General features: G+C 58.2%; 10 protein-coding genes. 7 read left to right on the plus strand and 3 right to left on the minus strand.

What is annotated here, in order from left to right:
* The 3 genes from WA354_RS09345 to WA354_RS09355 form a co-directional block, all read left to right on the plus strand.
* Positions 1-620, plus strand: a 620-nt coding sequence (locus tag WA354_RS09345) for a QcrA and Rieske domain-containing protein (protein WP_472812739.1), incomplete at its 5' end; no start/stop codon positions are given.
* Complete coding sequence (locus WA354_RS09350) at positions 572-2,098, plus strand: cytochrome b N-terminal domain-containing protein (protein ID WP_472812740.1); 1,527 nt, start codon at positions 572-574, stop codon at positions 2,096-2,098. The genes WA354_RS09345 and WA354_RS09350, both read left to right, overlap by 49 nt.
* 26 nt (positions 2,099-2,124) lie before the next feature.
* Positions 2,125-3,027: a cytochrome c oxidase assembly protein gene (locus tag WA354_RS09355; RefSeq protein WP_472812741.1), complete on the plus strand. Its 903-nt coding sequence runs from the start codon at positions 2,125-2,127 to the stop codon at positions 3,025-3,027.
* A 178-nt stretch (positions 3,028-3,205) separates the two neighbouring features.
* On the opposite strand, the gene WA354_RS09360 is transcribed toward WA354_RS09355, so the two are convergent.
* Positions 3,206-5,383, minus strand: a complete 2,178-nt coding sequence (locus tag WA354_RS09360; RefSeq protein WP_472812742.1) for a glucoamylase family protein — start codon at positions 5,381-5,383, stop codon at positions 3,206-3,208.
* 151 nt (positions 5,384-5,534) lie between these two features.
* On the minus strand, positions 5,535-7,499 hold the full coding sequence (locus tag WA354_RS09365) for a glycoside hydrolase family 125 protein (RefSeq protein WP_472812743.1): 1,965 nt from the start codon (positions 7,497-7,499) through the stop codon (positions 5,535-5,537).
* Positions 7,500-7,948: 449 nt separating this feature from the next.
* On the opposite strand from WA354_RS09365, the gene WA354_RS09370 reads away from it, so the two are divergent.
* A complete protein-coding gene (locus WA354_RS09370; RefSeq protein WP_472812744.1) occupies positions 7,949-11,440 on the plus strand; it encodes a TonB-dependent receptor in 3,492 nt (1,163 codons plus the stop codon).
* A 198-nt stretch (positions 11,441-11,638) separates the two neighbouring features.
* Positions 11,639-12,820, plus strand: coding sequence for a tetratricopeptide repeat protein (locus WA354_RS09375; RefSeq protein WP_472812745.1), 1,182 nt, complete (start codon positions 11,639-11,641; stop codon positions 12,818-12,820).
* Between the two features lie 124 nt (positions 12,821-12,944).
* On the opposite strand, the gene WA354_RS09380 is transcribed toward WA354_RS09375, so the two are convergent.
* Entirely contained in the window at positions 12,945-14,684 is a 1,740-nt protein-coding gene (locus WA354_RS09380; protein WP_472812746.1) for a CRTAC1 family protein, read from the minus strand.
* A 163-nt stretch (positions 14,685-14,847) separates the two neighbouring features.
* On the opposite strand from WA354_RS09380, the gene WA354_RS09385 reads away from it, so the two are divergent.
* Positions 14,848-16,356 carry a GH39 family glycosyl hydrolase gene (locus WA354_RS09385; RefSeq protein ID WP_472812747.1) on the plus strand — a complete coding sequence of 503 codons (1,509 nt, stop codon included), beginning with the start codon at positions 14,848-14,850 and terminating at the stop codon, positions 16,354-16,356.
* 157 nt (positions 16,357-16,513) lie between these two features.
* Positions 16,514-17,949: glycoside hydrolase family 3 N-terminal domain-containing protein (locus WA354_RS09390; protein ID WP_472812748.1), on the plus strand; the 1,436-nt coding region annotated here is incomplete at its 3' end.

Here is a 17,949-nt window from a genome sequence, read left to right on the forward strand (position 1 = left end):
AGCGCCTGGAAACTGAACGTGTGACGCGACGAACGTTCCTGATGAACGTGGGGATCGCATTGAATGCCGCGGTGGCGTTGCTGATTGCGACGCCGGTAGTGTCCTATCTGCTGGGGCCTGTATTGCGACGCAAGGAATATCTGCAGTGGATTGCGATTGGAAACGTGAACGACTTTTCGGTGGGCGAGACGAAGCTGATTTCGTTTCAGAATCCGTTTTCGGATCCGTGGGACGGAGAAACGGCGAAGGTCCCTGCGTATGTACGGCGTTCGGCTCCGGAGGAGTTCACTGTATTTGCAATTAACTGCGCGCATCTTGGGTGCCCGGTGCGGTGGTTCTCGGAGTCGCAGCTTTTTATGTGTCCGTGTCACGGCGGCGTGTACTACGCAGACGGGAGCCGCGCATCGGGACCGCCGGAGCGGGGGCTCTTCACGTATGAGCTGAAGGTGCAGGGCGGCAAGCTTCTGATCAATGCTGGTCAGATGCCAACGTTGCGAAATCGTGCGAGCGCGAGCCCTCGTCCTTCGCCTGCTTCGCCCAATGTACCGAAACTTGTTTCGAGGATTGAATCATGTCCGGGCTCAAAGAGCCGTGGTACAAACGCGTCTACGATTGGCTAGAGCGGCGCGTACAACTCGAAGGGCCCGTGAAGGATGCAATGCTGCATCCGGTGCCGAGAAGCACTGCGAGCTGGTGGTATGTCTTCGGCAGCGCGAGCCTTGTGTTGCTGATCCTGCAGGTTGTGACCGGGATTTTGCTGGCGCTGGTTTACGTTCCGTCGGCCGCGCACGCGTGGAGTTCGCTGGAACTGCTGAATCATCAGCTGCCGCTGGGATGGTTTTTGCGTGCAATGCATGGATGGGGATCGAACTTCATGGTCGCCGTCGTGCTGATCCATATGGCGCAAGTGTTTCTGTTTGGCGCTTACAAGTTTCCCCGGGAGCTGACGTGGATCGTCGGCGTTTTTATGCTGCTGATGACCCTGGCCATGGCGTTTACAGGGCAGGTGCTGCGCTTTGACCAGGATGCGTACTGGGGCCTCGGCATCGGCGCATCAATCGTGGGGCGCGTGCCGTTGATCGGCGGAGAATTGGTGTACCTGCTGCTGGGTGGGCCGATCATCAATGGCGCAACGCTGACGCGGTTTTTTGCGCTGCACGTGTTTGTGATTCCGGGAACCTTGCTTGTGTTCACAGCTCTGCACGTGTGGATGGTGTTGAAACTCGGGGTTAACGAGTGGCCGATGCCGGGACGCATCGTACGGCGCGAAACATATGTCGAGGAGTACAACAAACTCGCACATTCGGATGGGATTCCATTTGTGCCCGGTGCAGTGTGGAAGGACCTGGTTTTTTCGGCGGCGATTCTGTTTGCGGTTGCATGCTGCGCGGCAATATTCGGACCGTACGGGCCGAAGGGCGTGCCCGATCCGACGATTATCAACACGGTTCCCAAGCCTGACTTTTTCTTTCTGTGGATCTACACGGTGCTGTCATTCTTGCCGCCCGAGATGGAGACGCCATTCATTCTGATTGCGCCGGTGGTTGGCGTGGCGGTGCTGCTGGGATTGCCGCTTGTTGCCGGAGTAGGGGAGAAGAGCTGGTGGCGACGACCGGTTGCGGTGATCTCGGTGATGTTTATCGCGGTGTGTTGGGGAATACTCACGAATCTGGGCACGTATACGCCGTGGAGTCCGAAGATGGATGCGTGGAGTGGCGCGGAGGTGCCTCCAAAATTGCTGCAGAGTCGCACGCCGCTGGAGCGGCAGGGAGCGAACGTTCTGCAGGAGAAGCAATGCCGCAACTGCCATCAGCTTGGTGGGCGCGGCGGCGAGCGCGGGCCGGCGCTGGATGAAGTGGCGACTCGCCTGACAGAAGATCAGCTCTACAGGCAGGTGCTGCTGGGCGGCGGAAACATGCCTGCGTATGGCAGTGCGCTTTCGCCAGCTGAGACAACCGCGCTGGTGCGTTTTCTTGAGACCCTCCATCCCAATTACCAACCTGCCTCAGAGGACGCATCGCGGCAAGTCGTTCGGCAGGGCGGCGTGCCGAGCGATTCGACGGTGGAACGCGGAGCAGGTCAGACTCCGGCGCGGTGATCTGACCTATGGAGAGTCGCTGAACAATGTGCCTGAATATGATTTACGCGGATCTGAGCGATACACCGGCACTGGACGATTTGCTGCGCACGTGGTCCTGGCCTTTGCTGCCGCTGGCTTCCCTGTTAATCGGCCTTCTGCTGTACCTGCGGGGGTGGAGATTGGCGCGCACGACGCGTGAACGGGAACTGCCGGTCTGGCGCGCATCCTGTTTTATTGCGGGGCTCATTGCGCTGTGGATCGCGCTGGCTTCGCCGATTGATGCGCTGGACGATTATCTGCTCACGGCGCACATGATTCAGCACTTCATCTTAATGTCGGTTGTGCCGCCATTGATTGTGCTGGGAGCACCGGTGGTGCCGCTCTTGCGGGGGATGCCGCGGGTCATCATTCGCCTCTGGTTGCAGCCGTTGTTTCGCGCGGGATGGATTAGAGCGATTGTAGATGCGTTGACGCACCCGGTGTTTGCGTGGATCGCAATGAACCTGGCATACATGGGATGGCATGTTCCGGCGGCTTTTGAGCTTACGTTCCGCCATGAATGGATTCACGATTTCGAACACGTTTGTTTCTTCGTGACTTCGCTTGGATTCTGGTGGGTGGTGCTGGCGCCGTGGCCTTCGCGTGCACGGTGGCCTCGATGGGCGATGATCCCATACCTGCTCAGCGCGGATATTCTCAACACCGTGTTGTCTGCGACGCTCGCTTTTTCGGGGCGCGTGCTGTATCCGTCGTATGCTGCGGCGGGGCGAATTTGTTTTTTGACTTCGCTGAAGGATCAGGTAGCGGCGGGCGCGGAGATGTGGGTGCTCAATTCGCTGGTGTTTCTGATCCCGGCGGTGGTGATTGCGGCAGGGGAGTTGTCGCCTCGGTTTCTGGCGAATTCTGGGGGGCATGGGAACATCGTGCGAGAAGTTCCGCAGGGATGATGCTCCGCAACCCAGGTCTTAACCGCCGCGGCGGACGAGACCTGCGGCACCCGCTCCGGCTCCTTTACAAACCAGAAGCAAAGCAGATCCTTCGCCCCGCTGACCCCACGGACGTTGTCCGCTGGGCCCCAAGCTTGCGGGGCTCAGGATGACACTTTTTACATTCAGGATGACACCTTCACTGGTTTGGATGTTGGGCGGTTGCGGTGGCGGCGTCGAGGTTTTTTAGCATCGTCGTAACTTCTGGGTTGGACATGAAGTTTTTCCAGACGAGGCCGGTGCGGTAATTCTCGATCATGACAACAATGGGTGCCTGATTCAGGCCCATGTAGATGGGTGAGATCCAGTTAGCGCTGGGATTGATGGCATCGCGGAGGCCGTAGACGCCCCACATGGTGTCGCCGTAATCGCGGTAGTAGTGCTTGAGCGCGGACATCGATGCTTCAGGTGTGTAAGGGAAAGATGCGAGCGCACCTGTGGGAGTGATGTTGCCGATGTCGTCGGCCTCGTCGGGCGCTTGGGCTGCGTATCCGTGAGGTCCGTCGCTGGCGGTCAGGCCCCACGCATCTGGACCGTAGCCGGCGTAGTGCTTGGGATTCGCGATCGAGTATGCGCGATTAATGAGGGCGATGTTGCGATTGTTATCAAAGTACGAAGTGGTGAAGCGATCGTGAAGGCTGTGGGGATCCATGCCCATGAAGGAGTAGTGGGTGAAGAAGAGTGGGCCACCGGGTCCGACGCCGACATCGAGCTTGATGCCGTAATACGTATGGCCATTCGAGTAATGGTTTCCGTCGGTCGTGCCGGACCAACCCTGGCGATATTGCTGCGCCATCTCCGATTGCGAGGACCAGCCTGAGTAGTACATCGATGCGGGAACTCCGTGCGTGGGAGACGCGATGGAGAGCAGGTAAGTCATCATCGTTTCGTTAAAGCCGATGAGCGGGTGGTGAATCTGAAATGCCCACTGCGGGGACCAGTGCCAATAGAGAAAATCACTGGTGGGATTTTGCCGATGCCAGTCCCATTCGACGGAGTTCCAAAGCGCAGTGATGCGGTTGTAGAGGGATTGCTCCGCCGGATCGGAGCCATGGAAATATTGACGCGCGGCGAGCAGACCCTGCATCAGGAATGAGGTTTCAACGAGGTCGCCGCCGTTGTCGAACATGCCGAAGACGGGCATGGTCTGGCCGGTGCTGCCATTCATGTAGTGAGACCAGACTCCGTGATAGCGCTGGGCGTGCTCGAGGAAGTTGACGATTTTGGTGAGGCGTTCGACCCCTTCGGCGCGCGTTATGAATTTGCGATCGACGCCCACCATGAGCGACATGATGCCGAAGCCGCTCGCGCCAGTGGCAACGATACGTTCGTCGCCGGGGATGTTTTCGCGCGTCATACCGGAGTGAGGATCGGCCCCCTCCCAGTAGTAATGGAAGCAGGCGCGCTGCATCATGGTGAGCAATTCGTCGTCGCTGAGTTCGCGAGTGGACGCGGAAGCTTCGTTCGATTGCGGGGACTCGTGGTAGCTCCAATCTGCTGCGGCGATTTTGTAGCTCGCGTGCACGCCGGACTTGCCGAGAAAGTCTTCGTAGCGGTGGATGCCCGGGATCTGCGTGCCGATGGGGGTGAATTTGCCGCCGTCTTCGGAGCGGTAGATGACGTAGCGGGCCAGATCGCGAGGATCGGCGGAGTTCCATTCGAGTTCGACGTGGCGATCGTAGCCGGTGGCGCGGAGATCGGTGGGCGCAGCTAATGCACTGTGCGGAGTGGGGGCATCGGCAACGCGGATCTCATCGACGATGAGGGTGTGGCGGATATTGTCAGCGTTTCCTTGATAGAAAGTGAGGCTCTGGATGTATTCCGGGCGAAATTGGTAGATGGATGCGGATTGAATGTCACCAAGCGGAATGCGCACTTCGATCCAGCGTCCTCCGGGCACGTCACCGGTGTATTTGCCGAGATTGATGGCGGCGCTGAAGCTGGCGGGGAATTCGGCGACCTGCAGGCCCTCGCTCGAAGTGGACAGCACCAGCAGGGGCATGTCGGCGGCGGAGATTGGCTGCGGCGTGTAGATGGAAAAGTAGAGGTTGTGGCCGTCGAGGCCGGGGCGTCGATTTCGGAAGTCGAGCAGGGAAATTGCAGCATTCCAGCCGCCGTTGGGTGCGGACTGCCATTGAAGGCGAATTGCATTTGGGGGCGTTCTGAAGTTTTTGGTCTCGACGGGAAGGCGACCATCTTGCTGTTCGATGAAGCTTTGGCCGTTGGCTTGACCGTGGCTGAAGTAGTAGGTGTTTTTGTTCAGGCTGTTATCGAAGATGACGTGGCGGTAGTAATCATCGGCTGCGTACGCTTGCACTGGAAGCAGAAATGCGGCTGCGAATAGAGTAGAAACGATTGCGCACGAGGAAATTCGTTTTAAGCACCGGGAGATGTTCACTTGTCTGGATCCTCTGTTTGGAAAGCTTGGGTACAGCGAATCATATGGATCTGATTGCTGAAGAGCGCGGTCATTTGGGGTTGTCGGTGCACGAAATCTGGCAGATGGCGTGAGCTACGTAGCCGGCTGCGGTGGCAAAGGCACGGCCAGCCTGGTCCATGCGGGCCGTGGCGGGGTCAACGCCTTCCGTGATGATGCCTCCGTCCCAGTTGCTGGCGCGAAGGATCTTGAGTGCCTGATCGCGGCCTGCGGTCAATTGCAAGTTGTCGGCGATGCTCCATGAAGTTGTGAAGGGAAGGCGATAGCTTCCCGGCAGTCCGTAGGGCTGGTCTGCGTAGGAGTATTGGTAGTTCTTTGAGCGAAGCCACTGATACGTGCGCGTGAAGGTTGGGTCGGATTCAGGAACAAAGCCGAGAGCCGGCAGCTTGAATAGCGAGCCGGGCGGGATTTCGGTGAAGACATAATTCTTGCCGTCTGTCGCGGAGGCGAAGATAGGACCGCCGGCATTGGGCGCTGATGGCGAGACGCAGTGGACAAGCACCGCCTCGTGCAGCGCTGCGGCGCGTCTTGTCATTTCCTGTGATTCATTGAGATCGGTCAGGCGCTTGTAGAGGTCGGCGAGGTCAGTGAAGGCGCGCCAGACGAGGGCGTTGTCGTAGGTGATGAAGGGCAGCTTCTGAAATTCGTCCTGCGAGTCCTGCAGCGAGGAGTAGAGACCGGTAGCAGGATCGTAGCGGCCGATGAGCCGGTCGCGGAAGAGCGTGAGTGCGGACTGATGTTCGGCGAGGAACGCGTTGTCGTTGGTTCGCTCCACGTATGCCGCGAGGGCGAGGACCGGTGCAGTAGCTTCGTCGAGTTGAAAACCGTCTTCAAGGACAATGCCGTCAATGAAGCGGCTGTGCGTACCGGTGTTGCGCAACTGCGTCGTAAGCGCGTATTCGAGCGCGTCGCGTGCCATGGGAGGGTCGATGTCGAGCAGGGCGGGAAAGCTCCACAGCATCGCGTCCCTGTCCCAATAGGCAGCGGAGACATAGTAGCGCGGACTGCGCGAGGTGACGCCGACGAACTGTTCGGTATCGATGGTGCGGCCCCAGGCGTAGAGCTCGGTGAAGAGAAAATTGCGATTCATGAGGAGATCGAGATCCGCCTGTCCCGTGGTGCGCGTTCGCTTTGAGAGCCACGCGGCGGTTTGTTCGATCATGGCTTCGGCGCCATTGCGATCGATCTGCTCACGCAAAGCGCGAGCGTTGTGCGCTGCGCTGAATTCTTCGATTCCTGCTGAAAGCACGAAAATCGATTCTACAGATTCGCCGGGCGCGAGAGTCCTGGTCTGGTTTGCGTCGACGGAAGGCGTTGCAGTGGTGGGCGGTACGGTGATGTTCGCCTTTGAACCAGGATGAAGCAGCGCCCAGGCGAAGTCAGTGTCAGTGGTGATGTAGCTGAAAACTTCAGCCGGATCAACCCAGGGTGCGGCGCCAACAATGCGCTCGCCGCGCAGTTCGACGGGCACGTAGGTGACGCGATTGAGGGAGCCAAAGTTCGCTTTGACTCCGAGAGTAATCTCGACGGGTTCGGTGCGATGGTTAGTGAGTGTCATGCGCAGAAAAGCTGCACGCGAATCGGGTGGTGCGCACCAGGTCAGAGAGGCGTCAAGCCCACTGATGAACTTGTGTGCCGTGGGAATCCAGTATGCGAGGAGTTCCCAGGAGGGATTCTGGAAATCGAATGGCTTTCCGTCGGCTGTGAAATAGGGCTGAAGGACGGGGCTGCCGCGTTCGCCGCTTACCTGGAGCAGTCCGCGGTGATGCATCGAGAGCACGTTGAAGGTACCGAGGGCGCCGTCGCTCGCGCGGATGTCCGGCAGTGAAATCCACTGGTTGCCGGTGGGCAGAACGTCGTCAGGATGCAGCGAAATTGGCGTACGCGGCGCCGCCGATGCTGCGAGAACTCCGATGAAGAGGGATAGGAAAATCGCGGAAGAGACCAGTTTCGCGTCGATGCGCCTGGCGGAAGATCGCGAGCTTGCCGTTTTCAAGATAATCTGGCTCCCTTGAGGCGAAATACGGGCTGTCATTCCCGCCGACCAGCATACATCCGGCAACTATCGCACTGTTCGAAGGGGCTCGAAGACCACGGTGGGACCCAGCGTGCGGGGCAGGGATCTGTGGCGAGGAATCCAACACGTCAAAATGAGCGCAAAAACGAATTAGTTGGGCAAAAAGGCGTCTCTTCCGTGCGCGAATCTCGAATCCCAGAAGGCGATTGAAAACTTCATTATTGACAGTGACATGTGCGCGGTGTTACCTATTTAATCCGTTGCGCAATCGTTTGCGCAACTTGGACAGATTCGACTGAATGTATCAATGCAACTGCTTTTTTGAGGAGATCGTGATGCAAGCGAACGCCGTAAATTGCTCGATGCCGGGCCGCTGTGAATCCAGAGGTTCTGTGCGCATAAGGAGCGGGTGGTGGCAGCTAGTGCTTGTGCTATTTGCCCTGTACGTCCTACCCGTTCAAGCCCAATACAGAGCCAGCCTGCAGGGAACGGTCGCGGACTCCCAGGGCGCCATGATTCCGGGAGCGCAGCTTCTTCTTACTGACCAGGAAACCAACCACGTAATCACGGCCACTAGCGATGCCTCGGGAAACTTCACGTTCAACGCACTTCCCCCGAGCACCTACAAGCTGGAGGTGAGAAGAGACGGATTCAAGACCAAGGTTATGGACGGAGTCCGCGTTATCGCCGAGCAGGCGAATGCGCTGAACGTGGTCATGGAGATTGGCGGTAAGGCAGAGACGGTGACCGTGAATGCCTCAGACGCGCCGGCAATCGATACCGAAACCGGAAGCATAAGCGGAACGATCACCCAGGAAGATTTTGCGAAGATGCCTGACTTTGGCCGTGACCCGCTGCAACTGGCTCAACTGGCTCCCGGCATGTTTGGCGACAGCTCACAGAATGCCGGAGGCGGCACATTCAGTCTTCCTGGCAACCAGGGTGACGGCAGTGTGGGCGCAAGCTCAGGTCCGTATCAGACCGAGAACAAGCCGCAAGTCTTCGGCAACGGCGGCCGCAACGATACCAATGGCATCACGCTTGACGGCGTCCAGATCAGCAGCGTGACCTGGGGTTCTGCCGCGGTGATTACGCCCAATCCCGACACCATCAAGGAAATGAAGGTCGTCACGAATCCATATGACGCCGAGTTGGGCCGGTTCAGCGGCGCACAGATCCAGATGATTTCGCAGAACGGCACAAATCAGTTTCACGGCACCGCGCTTTTCAAACTGGATCGCCCCGGGCTCAATGCCTATCAGCGGTACGATCCGAACAACAATCCGCAGCGCAACAATGCCAAGTACAACGAGTATGGCGGGACCGTCGGTGGACCGATTTTGCGCAACCGGCTGTTCTTCTTCTTCGGGTACGACACCATCCGCAACACCGGAACAGTGACTGGCGGTGGCTGGTACGACACGTCCAGTCTTGACAGTTCAGCGCCCACAGGCTCCATCGCCAGCAAATTCACCGGCATCAAGGGCGCAGGTGTTGTTTACCAGAGTGTTCTCGAGGGCCCATCCGACCACCACCAATGCGTGGACGTCGGGCTGATCCAGGGTGTGAATTGCAACTGGATTCAGGGGCAGGGACTGGATCTGGGTAAGCCGCTGACGATTGGCCTCGGCAACCACGATCCATCATTTGCAAATCCGGTGACGACAACATCCGGAAAAGTGTACACACCAGGCCTGGGTGGCAACGGAAGCGGAAGTTATGCCGCCAATATGGACGGAGCTGCCGATCTGTTTTACGTGTCGACGGTTGGCCCCAGCAACACGATCAATGAGCAATACAACGGTCGCCTCGACTACCAGCTGACCGACAGGGACCTGCTGGCATATGACATCTACTATGTTCCAGTGAACAGCACTAGCTACAACGGTGCGCAGCGAGCGTCCAACATTTTCTACCACAACGCTCTGAACTACTCGACAGGGCTCTTGTATAACCACACGTTTTCTCCCACCCTGCTGAACGAAGCCCGCGGGGATTACGCCGGCTGGAAGTGGAACGAACTGGCGGACAATCCGCAATCACCATTGGGCTTGCCTAACGATTACATCGCGTTGAATAACGGTGTGTCGTTCTCAAATGTGACCTTTAATGGCGGGAATGGACCTGCGGACTTTGGCCCCAGCATCGGCAGCATCTTCGATCAATGGACGTTGAACATCAAAGACGTACTGACCAAGGTTTACAAGAGTCACAACCTGAAGTTTGGCGGCCAATACACGCGCCTGGCTTATCTTGACTCCGCAACCTGGGCCGCGAGCCAAAACTTCTACTTCAACAACTACTGGGACTTCTTGAATGATGCGCCCACGACGGAGACCGTCTCCGGCGCAGATCCGACCACGGGCATTCCTACCATGTCGCGGAAGGATGACCGGCAATATATTCCGTCGGTCTTCGTTCAGGATGACTGGAAGGTTCGGCCAAACCTGACGCTCAACCTCGGCCTCCGCTGGGAATATTTTGCCGGCATGACCGAAAAGAAGGGCAACAATCCGCGCCTCAATCTCGGAAGGGGTCCGGCGACGTTCACCAACTTGGCTATCGTGCTGAACCAGCCGCAGGTCGATGCGCAGAAGGGCAACTTTGGACCGGAATTTGGTTTTGCATGGAGCCCGGCGCGGGATGGCGGCAAGCTCGTACTGCGCGGTGGCTTCGGCATGAGCTTCAACGGACTGGAGCAGGCGATCACTACCAACACGCGCTTCGATCCGCCGTTCCTGACCAACAGCAATACTCTGACGGGCTCGGAAATTGTCTATGGCACCGCATCCAACATCTATGAATATGGTGCGTTGCCCGCCAATCCTGCGCTTATTTCAACATTCGACTCGGCAAACCTGCCCACGGGCGGCGTTGCTGTCGGTATTACGGGAATCGACAACAAGCTCAAGACAACCTACGTCTATCGCTATTCGCTAGAGGGACAGTATGATCTGGGGCATTCCTGGGTGGCAACGCTGGGTTACTCCGGCAGTTCAGGCCGTCATCTGCCGCTCCAGTACAACCTCTACAACAAGTACGCGCCGCAGATTATCGCTGGCAGTGCGGCCTTCAATCCGGCAGTGAATTCGATCGACTGGTATGAAGACACCGGCACATCCAGCTTCAACTCGCTGCTGACCGACCTGCGGCACACGTTTTCGCACACGTTTGAAGCTGATGTGCAATATAGGTGGGCGCATTCTCTCGACGGCGGGTCTGGCCCATACAGTGAGCCGGACTACCAGTTCCTGCCCGGATACAACTGGGGTCCATCGGACTTCGATTCGCGCAACATGATCAAGATTTTCGGCGTATGGAGTCCCGTGTTCTTCCACAGCAATAGCTGGGCCGAGAAGGTGGTGGGCGGCTGGACGGTGAGCCCAATTTTCAACTACCACTCGGGCTTCCCGTTCAATCCGACATACGGCGGAATCTCATGCAACGCGTTCTATCCCAACAGTGGCAACTGCAACCTGCGTCCCGCCTCCTATGCCGGCGGCGCCGGCAGCAGCCAGTCGAGCGATTCATTCAAGACGAGCGCTGGACACTTCCCGAAGGGCGGGACGGCGTACTTTACTGCTCCCGCAGTAATCAACAACACGCAGCCTGGTTGGAGTACGACCTCCACAGTTCCAACTCCTACGCCGCTTCCCGGCGTTCCAGGGCTTGGCCGCAACGCTTTCGTGGGTCCGAATTACCACGATCTCGATCTGGCGCTGACCAAGGCATTCGGGTTGCCATCCATGAAGGTGCTGGGTGAGGGTGCACGCATCGAAATCCGCGCCAACGCATTCAACTTGTTTAACACTGTGAATCTCGCGAACATTGATGCCAACATTCCCGACTCGAACTTCGGGCGTGCGCAGAACGCACTTGGTTCGCGGACCATTGAAGGCGAGTTCCACTTTAAGTTCTAACTCTGGCCTCCCATTCTCTCCCCGTTCCTCGGAGCGGGGAGATTTTTTAAACTTTAGCCGTTTGCGATGCGCTGGAGTTTCAGACGCTTGGCAGCGGCTTTTTCTCTACACTGTTTTGAGAGTCCATCAGAACTGATGTCGCTCCGAGGATAGATGCGGGGACCGGGTCCAGCTCGTTCAGCATGGTCGGTAGTTGCGATGGCAGCAATGCTGATTGCTCCGAGTTTCGCAATCGAATGCAGTACGGCATCCGCGCAATCCCAGGGTCCCCCTGCGGGAGATTCCGCGACAGGATCGAAGACATTTGAGGCCCTGGCCAAGAGCGCCGATGAAGCGCGAGATGCGGGACGGCTTGATGAGGCGGTTCAAACATACAGCCGGGCGCTGGCGCTCAATCCGAAATGGGTGGAAGGTTGGTGGTCGCTGGGAACGCTCCACTACGACGCCGACAGGTATGCCGAGGCGGCCCTGGCCTTCGAAAGAGTAGTGGCATTGGATCCAAAACAGGGGACAGCACACGCGATGCTGGGGCTATGCGAGTTCGAACTGGGACAACCCGAGCGCGCACTCAAGGATATCGAGACAAGCAAAACGCTGGGCGTGCTGGAGGACAAGCAGTTGCGCGACGTGGTGATGTATCACGATGGCGTCTTGCTGCAGCGGGCCGGGCAGTTTGAGGCTGCCAAAGCGGCACTCACCTCACTTTGCCTGAATGGCATGCGCAGCAGTGAGTTGGCGGGAACCTTCGGAATGGTTGCGCTACGCATGCGCGACGCAGCACCGCCAGACCCGGCCACCGAAGCCGGACAGGTGGTGCAACACGTGGGCCGCGGGGCCTGCTTGAGCGGGGCGAAAGAGTACGAGGCGGCGAAGACAGAGTTCGATCAGGTGATCGCGCGCACGCCGCACTTCCCGCTTGTGCACTACGCGTATGGTTGCGAACTGGTGGATGCGCGCGACATCGCAGGAGCTGTCAAGGAGTTCGAAGCGGAGATCGCAGAGCAGCCGAAGAGTGTTCTGCCGCGGTTGCATATCGCGGTCGCCGAGTACAAGGTGGATTCGGCCGCGGGGCTCAAGTATGCGGAGGAGGCGGTGCAACTGGAACCTAATCTTCCGCTTGGGCATTACCTGCTTGGCCTACTGCTGCTGGATACGGGCGCGTATGAGCGGGCCGTGCCGGAGTTGGAAATTGCGCGCAAGGCATTTCCACAGGAGGGAAGAATTGACCTTGCGCTGGCAACGGCATACGCGCACGTGGGCCGAACGCAGGACGCGGCACAGGCGCGGACAGAGTTTGCGCGCAAAAAGCAGGCGGAACAGGCGTCGGCTGAGGGCACAGTGGAGATTACTGACGCAATGGACGCGAGATCGAATCGGTGAAATGAGAACGCCAAAGTATTTTCAGAGAAACTGCGCTCTCTTCCACTCCTCTCAAGGCCGCCGCTCGTTGAAGTCGCGGCCGCTTGAGATCGCGACGTCAGCGTGCACATCCTTTAAAAGTGGGTCAGGACTTTGGCTCTTCGATGGTGAGGATCTGGTCTGCGGCGACATTTGTGAGTCGCTGAATCGTGCGGCTGGGCCAGGTGATCTGGATTTCTTTGATGTGCGTATTCGAGCCAACGCCGAAGTGAACGCGCGGGTCGCTGGAACACGCGTAGCCGACGGCCGTTGTCGCTTCGTTCCATTGGGAGCGACCATCAGCGGTGATGATTTTGATCTGCGCGCCAAGACCCATGCGGTTGCTGCGTGTGCCGACGAGGCGCAGCAGAAGCCAATGCTGGCCCTCTGCACCGGTGTTACGGAAAAGTTTGATGGGCTCGTTGAGACTGGAGACGACGGCGTCGATGCGTCCGGTGTTGAAGATGTCGCCAAAGGCCGCGCCGCGATGTGCGCCGGCAATCTGGAAGCTGGGCCCTGCGCTGGAACTGACGTCTTGAAACTTGCTGTTGCCGAGATTGCGGAAGACGGAGTTGGGCTCAGGGTAGGCCTGCGCGGGGATGGCCTGCTGAATGTTGTCCATGACGTTGGCGCGAGCGACGAAGAGGTCCTTCCAGCCGTCATTGTCGAAGTCGTAAATGCCGTTGCTCCAACCGGTCATGCGGTTGGTGAGTGGCCCCAGGCCGCTGGTGTTGTTGGCATCGACGAATGTACCGCCGCCCTGATTGATGTAGAGCGGGAATTCTTCGTGCTCGACAGCGGTGTGCCAGATGTCAGGCAGGCCATCGTTGTTGATGTCGCGGAAATCGGCTCCCATGCCGGAGAGAGCGTCGCCATCGGGCGAGTAGGCAACACCGGCGGCGACGGCAATCTCTTCAAACTTCTTTCCGCCAACGTTGCGGAAGAGGAAGTTGGGCATGGTGTCGTTGGTTACGAAGGCCGAGAGAAAGCCGCTGCCGTCGATATCGGCGAAGGTCACTGCCATGCCCTTGCCGAAGAAAGCGTCGATGCCGGTTTCGTGCGAGACGTCAGTGAATGTGCCGTCGCCATTATTGCGATAGAGAGTGTTGTGCAGCGGCAGGTAAAGATTGGGATGGCAGTAGGCGCGCAGGCCCTCTTTGAGCGCGCAGAAGGGATCCTTGTTGACCTCCCAATGGCAGTAGTTGACGACAAAGAGATCGAGCAATCCATCGTTGTTGTAGTCGAACCAGCCCGCTCCGACGGACCACATTTTCTTGCCATGGGCGTGCGCTCCAGCGACGCCGGCTTTGGCTGTTACGTCGGTGAAGGTTCCGTTGCCGTTGTTGCGAAAGAGTTGGTTGCCGGTAACATTGGCGACGAAGATGTCCGCATTGCCGTCGTTGTCGAAGTCGCCGATGGCGACGCCCATGCCGTAGCCTGCGCCAGCGACACCCGCTTTTTCAGTGACGTCGGTGAATGTGCCGTCATGGTTATTGCGGAAGAGGCGATTCCAGTAAGCCGGTGTCGTCTTTTCAAGCGAAGGGATCTCGGCGCCGTTGACGCAGTAAATGTCGAGAAAGCCGTCGTTGTCGAAGTCAAACAGAGCGACACCGGCAACCATGGTTTCGGGTTGGTTCTTGTTGGGTGTAGCGCAGTTGCGAGTTACGAAGTTGAGGCCCGCTCGCTGGGCGATCTCGTCGAAGCGAATGCCTGGGAAGAGCTTAATTGCACCGCTCTGCGCAAGAAGGGGCCGAAGGCCGCGCGGGGCTATTGCGGATGCAGTAACGAGGCCGAGAGCCTGAAGGAGGCGACGGCGTTGAAGACTTGAGATGCGATCGTCGGCCATGTGCGTACGTGGGGCCCTGGTGCCGATGAAGCCGACACGTCTGGGCGGCGAAAGGTGATGCTGCGGATCCAGACGGTATAGTCGGCGGCTTCGATCACAGCCCCCAAGTACTGTTATAGACCGAGAGCTCGCGGAATCCCAGATCGAAAAAGAAAGAGCGACGATGACGATTCGCAGTTTGACTGTTTTACTTGGGGTGGCCATTGCGGCGGGAGTTTTGGCCGCGCAGGCGCCGGTGCAGGAGGTGACGATTGACGCGACTGCTGCGCCACATCCCTTCCCGCATTTCTGGGAGCAGACGTTTGGGTCGGGGCGCGCGATTCTTGCATTGCGCGACGGTTATCTGAAGGATTTGGCGGATGTGCACGACCAGGCCGGCATGCGCTATGTGCGGTTTCACGCGATCTTGCATGATGAGGTGGGGGTCTACGACGAGGATGACAAGGGGAATCCGGTTTACAACTTCACCTGCGTCGACCAGATTTACGACGGGCTGCTGGAACGCGGTGTAAGGCCATTTGTCGAGATCAGCTTCATGCCACGCAAACTTGCGGCCAAGGAAGCGATTCATCCTTTCTGGTACAAGCAGAACGTCTCGCCGCCGAAGGACTATGGCAGATGGGATGCGCTGATGCGAGCGTTTGCGCAGCATCTTGTCGATCGTTATGGGATCGATGAAGTCGCGCAGTGGTACTTCGAAGTCTGGAACGAACCCAACATTGACTTCTGGGCGGGCGATCCCAAGCAGACAACCTATTTTGCGCTGTACGACCACACTGCGCGCGCGCTGAAGAGCGTGAGTCCGCGCCTTCGCGTTGGCGGCCCGGCAACTGCTGCGGCGCATTGGGTCCCCGAGTTTTTAAGCCATGCAAAAGAGCAGCAAGTACCGGTGGCCTTCGTTTCCACGCATGGATACGCTGACGATTCGGTCGAGGACATGTTCGGCACGAAGGAAGACATTCCAATGCACGACCGGGTGTGCCGCGCGATTGCGAAGGTGCACGGTGAGATCGAGGCATCGGCATTTCCTCGGCTGCCACTGATGTGGACAGAGTGGAATGTTCCATCGTATGGCGATCTCAACGCACGCGACAACTGGTATGTAGGCCCGGCACTGGCTCGTGATATCAGCCAGTGTGATGGGAACGTAAGCATGATGTCGTATTGGACATTTGATGACGTCTTCGAAGAGGGCGGCGTCAAGTCTACGCCATTCGACGGCGGATTCGGATTGATTGCGCCGGGACGAATCAAGAAGCCGAGTTTCTATGATTTTGCGCTTCTGCATCGGCTTGGAAATGTGCGGCTGGCGAACGCAGCTGACAACGTTCTGGTGACGCGACGGGGGGACGGGACACTCGTGGTAGCGGCGTGGAACCTGGTCGAGATGGACATGTTGCAGGGATCCCCGTTGACACTGCACCTGAATTTCAAGGGCACTTCTGCCCAGGCGAAGGTCTCGATTGAACGTGTGGACGGATCGCATGGAAATCCAATGACGTTGTACAAGTCGATGGGAAGTCCGCGGTATCCCACGATGAAGCAGGTCGCAGCACTGAATGAGGCTTCGGCGTTGCCGCCTCCAGAGAAGTCCGTGTTGAAAGATGCCCGGCTGAAACTGTCGTTGCCTGTGAACGGATTGGCGTTGATAGAAATCACGGATTTGAAATGACGCATTTGATTGAAGAGGAACTGGGAGCACGATGAAGAATCCATTACAGATTGACACTCTCAAGAAGAAGAGAATTCGTAAAGCCACTGTATCGACGTTGGCTGCATTTGTATTTTCATGTTTGACCGCAGTTCCTTTCTCATTTGGTCAGGCGCAAATGAGACACACTCGTCACGCTCCTCCATCGAATTCGCAGCTGGCTTCACCGGCTGTTGAGAAGCGGGTTGAGGCGCTGTTGAAGCAGATGACGCTCGAGGAGAAGCTCGGGCAACTGGTGCAATACAGCGACAGCGGCTATGACGGACAGGCGCAAACAGCAGCGGAGGTGGCGGCGACACCGGGAAAGAATCCATCGACGAAGGACAAGGTCGATGCGATGCAACTGGTTTCAACGGGACGCCTGGGATCGATGCTCAACACAGTGGGGCAGGCGCGCACGAATGCGCTGCAGCATGCGGCCGTCGAGAAGAGCCGACTGCATATTCCGTTGATGTTCGGGGCGGACATCATTCACGGGTACAAGACGGTCTATCCAATTCCGCTTGGCCTTGCAGCGACATTCGATCCAGAACTGGTGACGTCGCTCGCACACATTTCGGCGACGGAGGCGAGGACGGGAGGAGTGGATTGGTTTTACTCGCCGATGGTGGACATTTCGCGCGATCCGCGCTGGGGTAGAACGCAGGAGGGAGCTGGCGAGGACGCCTATCTTGGAGCGGCGATTGCGCGGGCTTACATTCGCGGGTACCAGGGAGACGATCTGTCCCTGCCAACCAGCGTGGCTGCCTCGGTAAAGCATTTTGCGGCGTACGGCGCGGCAGAGGCGGGGCGGGAATACAACACGACGGATATGTCGGAAAGCCGGCTTCAGCAGGATTATCTGCCACCGTACAAGGCCGCGGTTGAAGCGGGCGCCGCGACCATAATGAGCGCGTTCAATGCGTTGAATGGCGTACCGGCATCGGCGAACCGATATCTGCTGCAGGATGTTCTACGCGATCGCTGGGGGTTCAATGGGTTCGTGGTGAGCGACTACACGGCCGTGATGGAGTTGCGAAATCACGGGATCGCATTGGATCCGGCCACAGCCGCGCGCAAGGCGATTATGGCCGGCGTGGACATAGACATGATGTCGCATTACTACGATGCAGAGCTGCCGGGGCTGGTGAAATCCGGCACGGTTCCGATGAGCGTTGTGGATGAGGCCGCGCGCCGGGTGCTGCGCGTCAAGTTTGCGATGGGACTTTTCGAGCATCCATACGCAGAGGGGCCTGAGGTCACGTCTGCAGTGGCGGAGCATCGGCCGCTGGTGAGAACGGCTGCTGAAGAAGCGATTGTGCTGCTCAAGAATGAGGGACCGGGGACGGGATCGCCGGTGTTGCCGTTGTCTGAGAGTGTGAAGAAGATCGCGTTAATTGGGCCGCTCGCCGATAACAGTGGAGAGATGACGGGGTCATGGGGAGGCAACCGGAGAGACCCCGATGTCGTGACCGTGAAGGACGCGCTGGAGGCTCGTGCGAAAAAGATTGGCGGATCGGTAGCGTATGCGAAGGGAACGGAAATTCTGAGCGAGTCTGACGCGGGATTTGCGGA

The organism is Occallatibacter sp. (genome assembly GCF_049802275.1).
In the GTDB taxonomy this organism is placed as follows: domain Bacteria; phylum Acidobacteriota; class Terriglobia; order Terriglobales; family Acidobacteriaceae; genus Telmatobacter.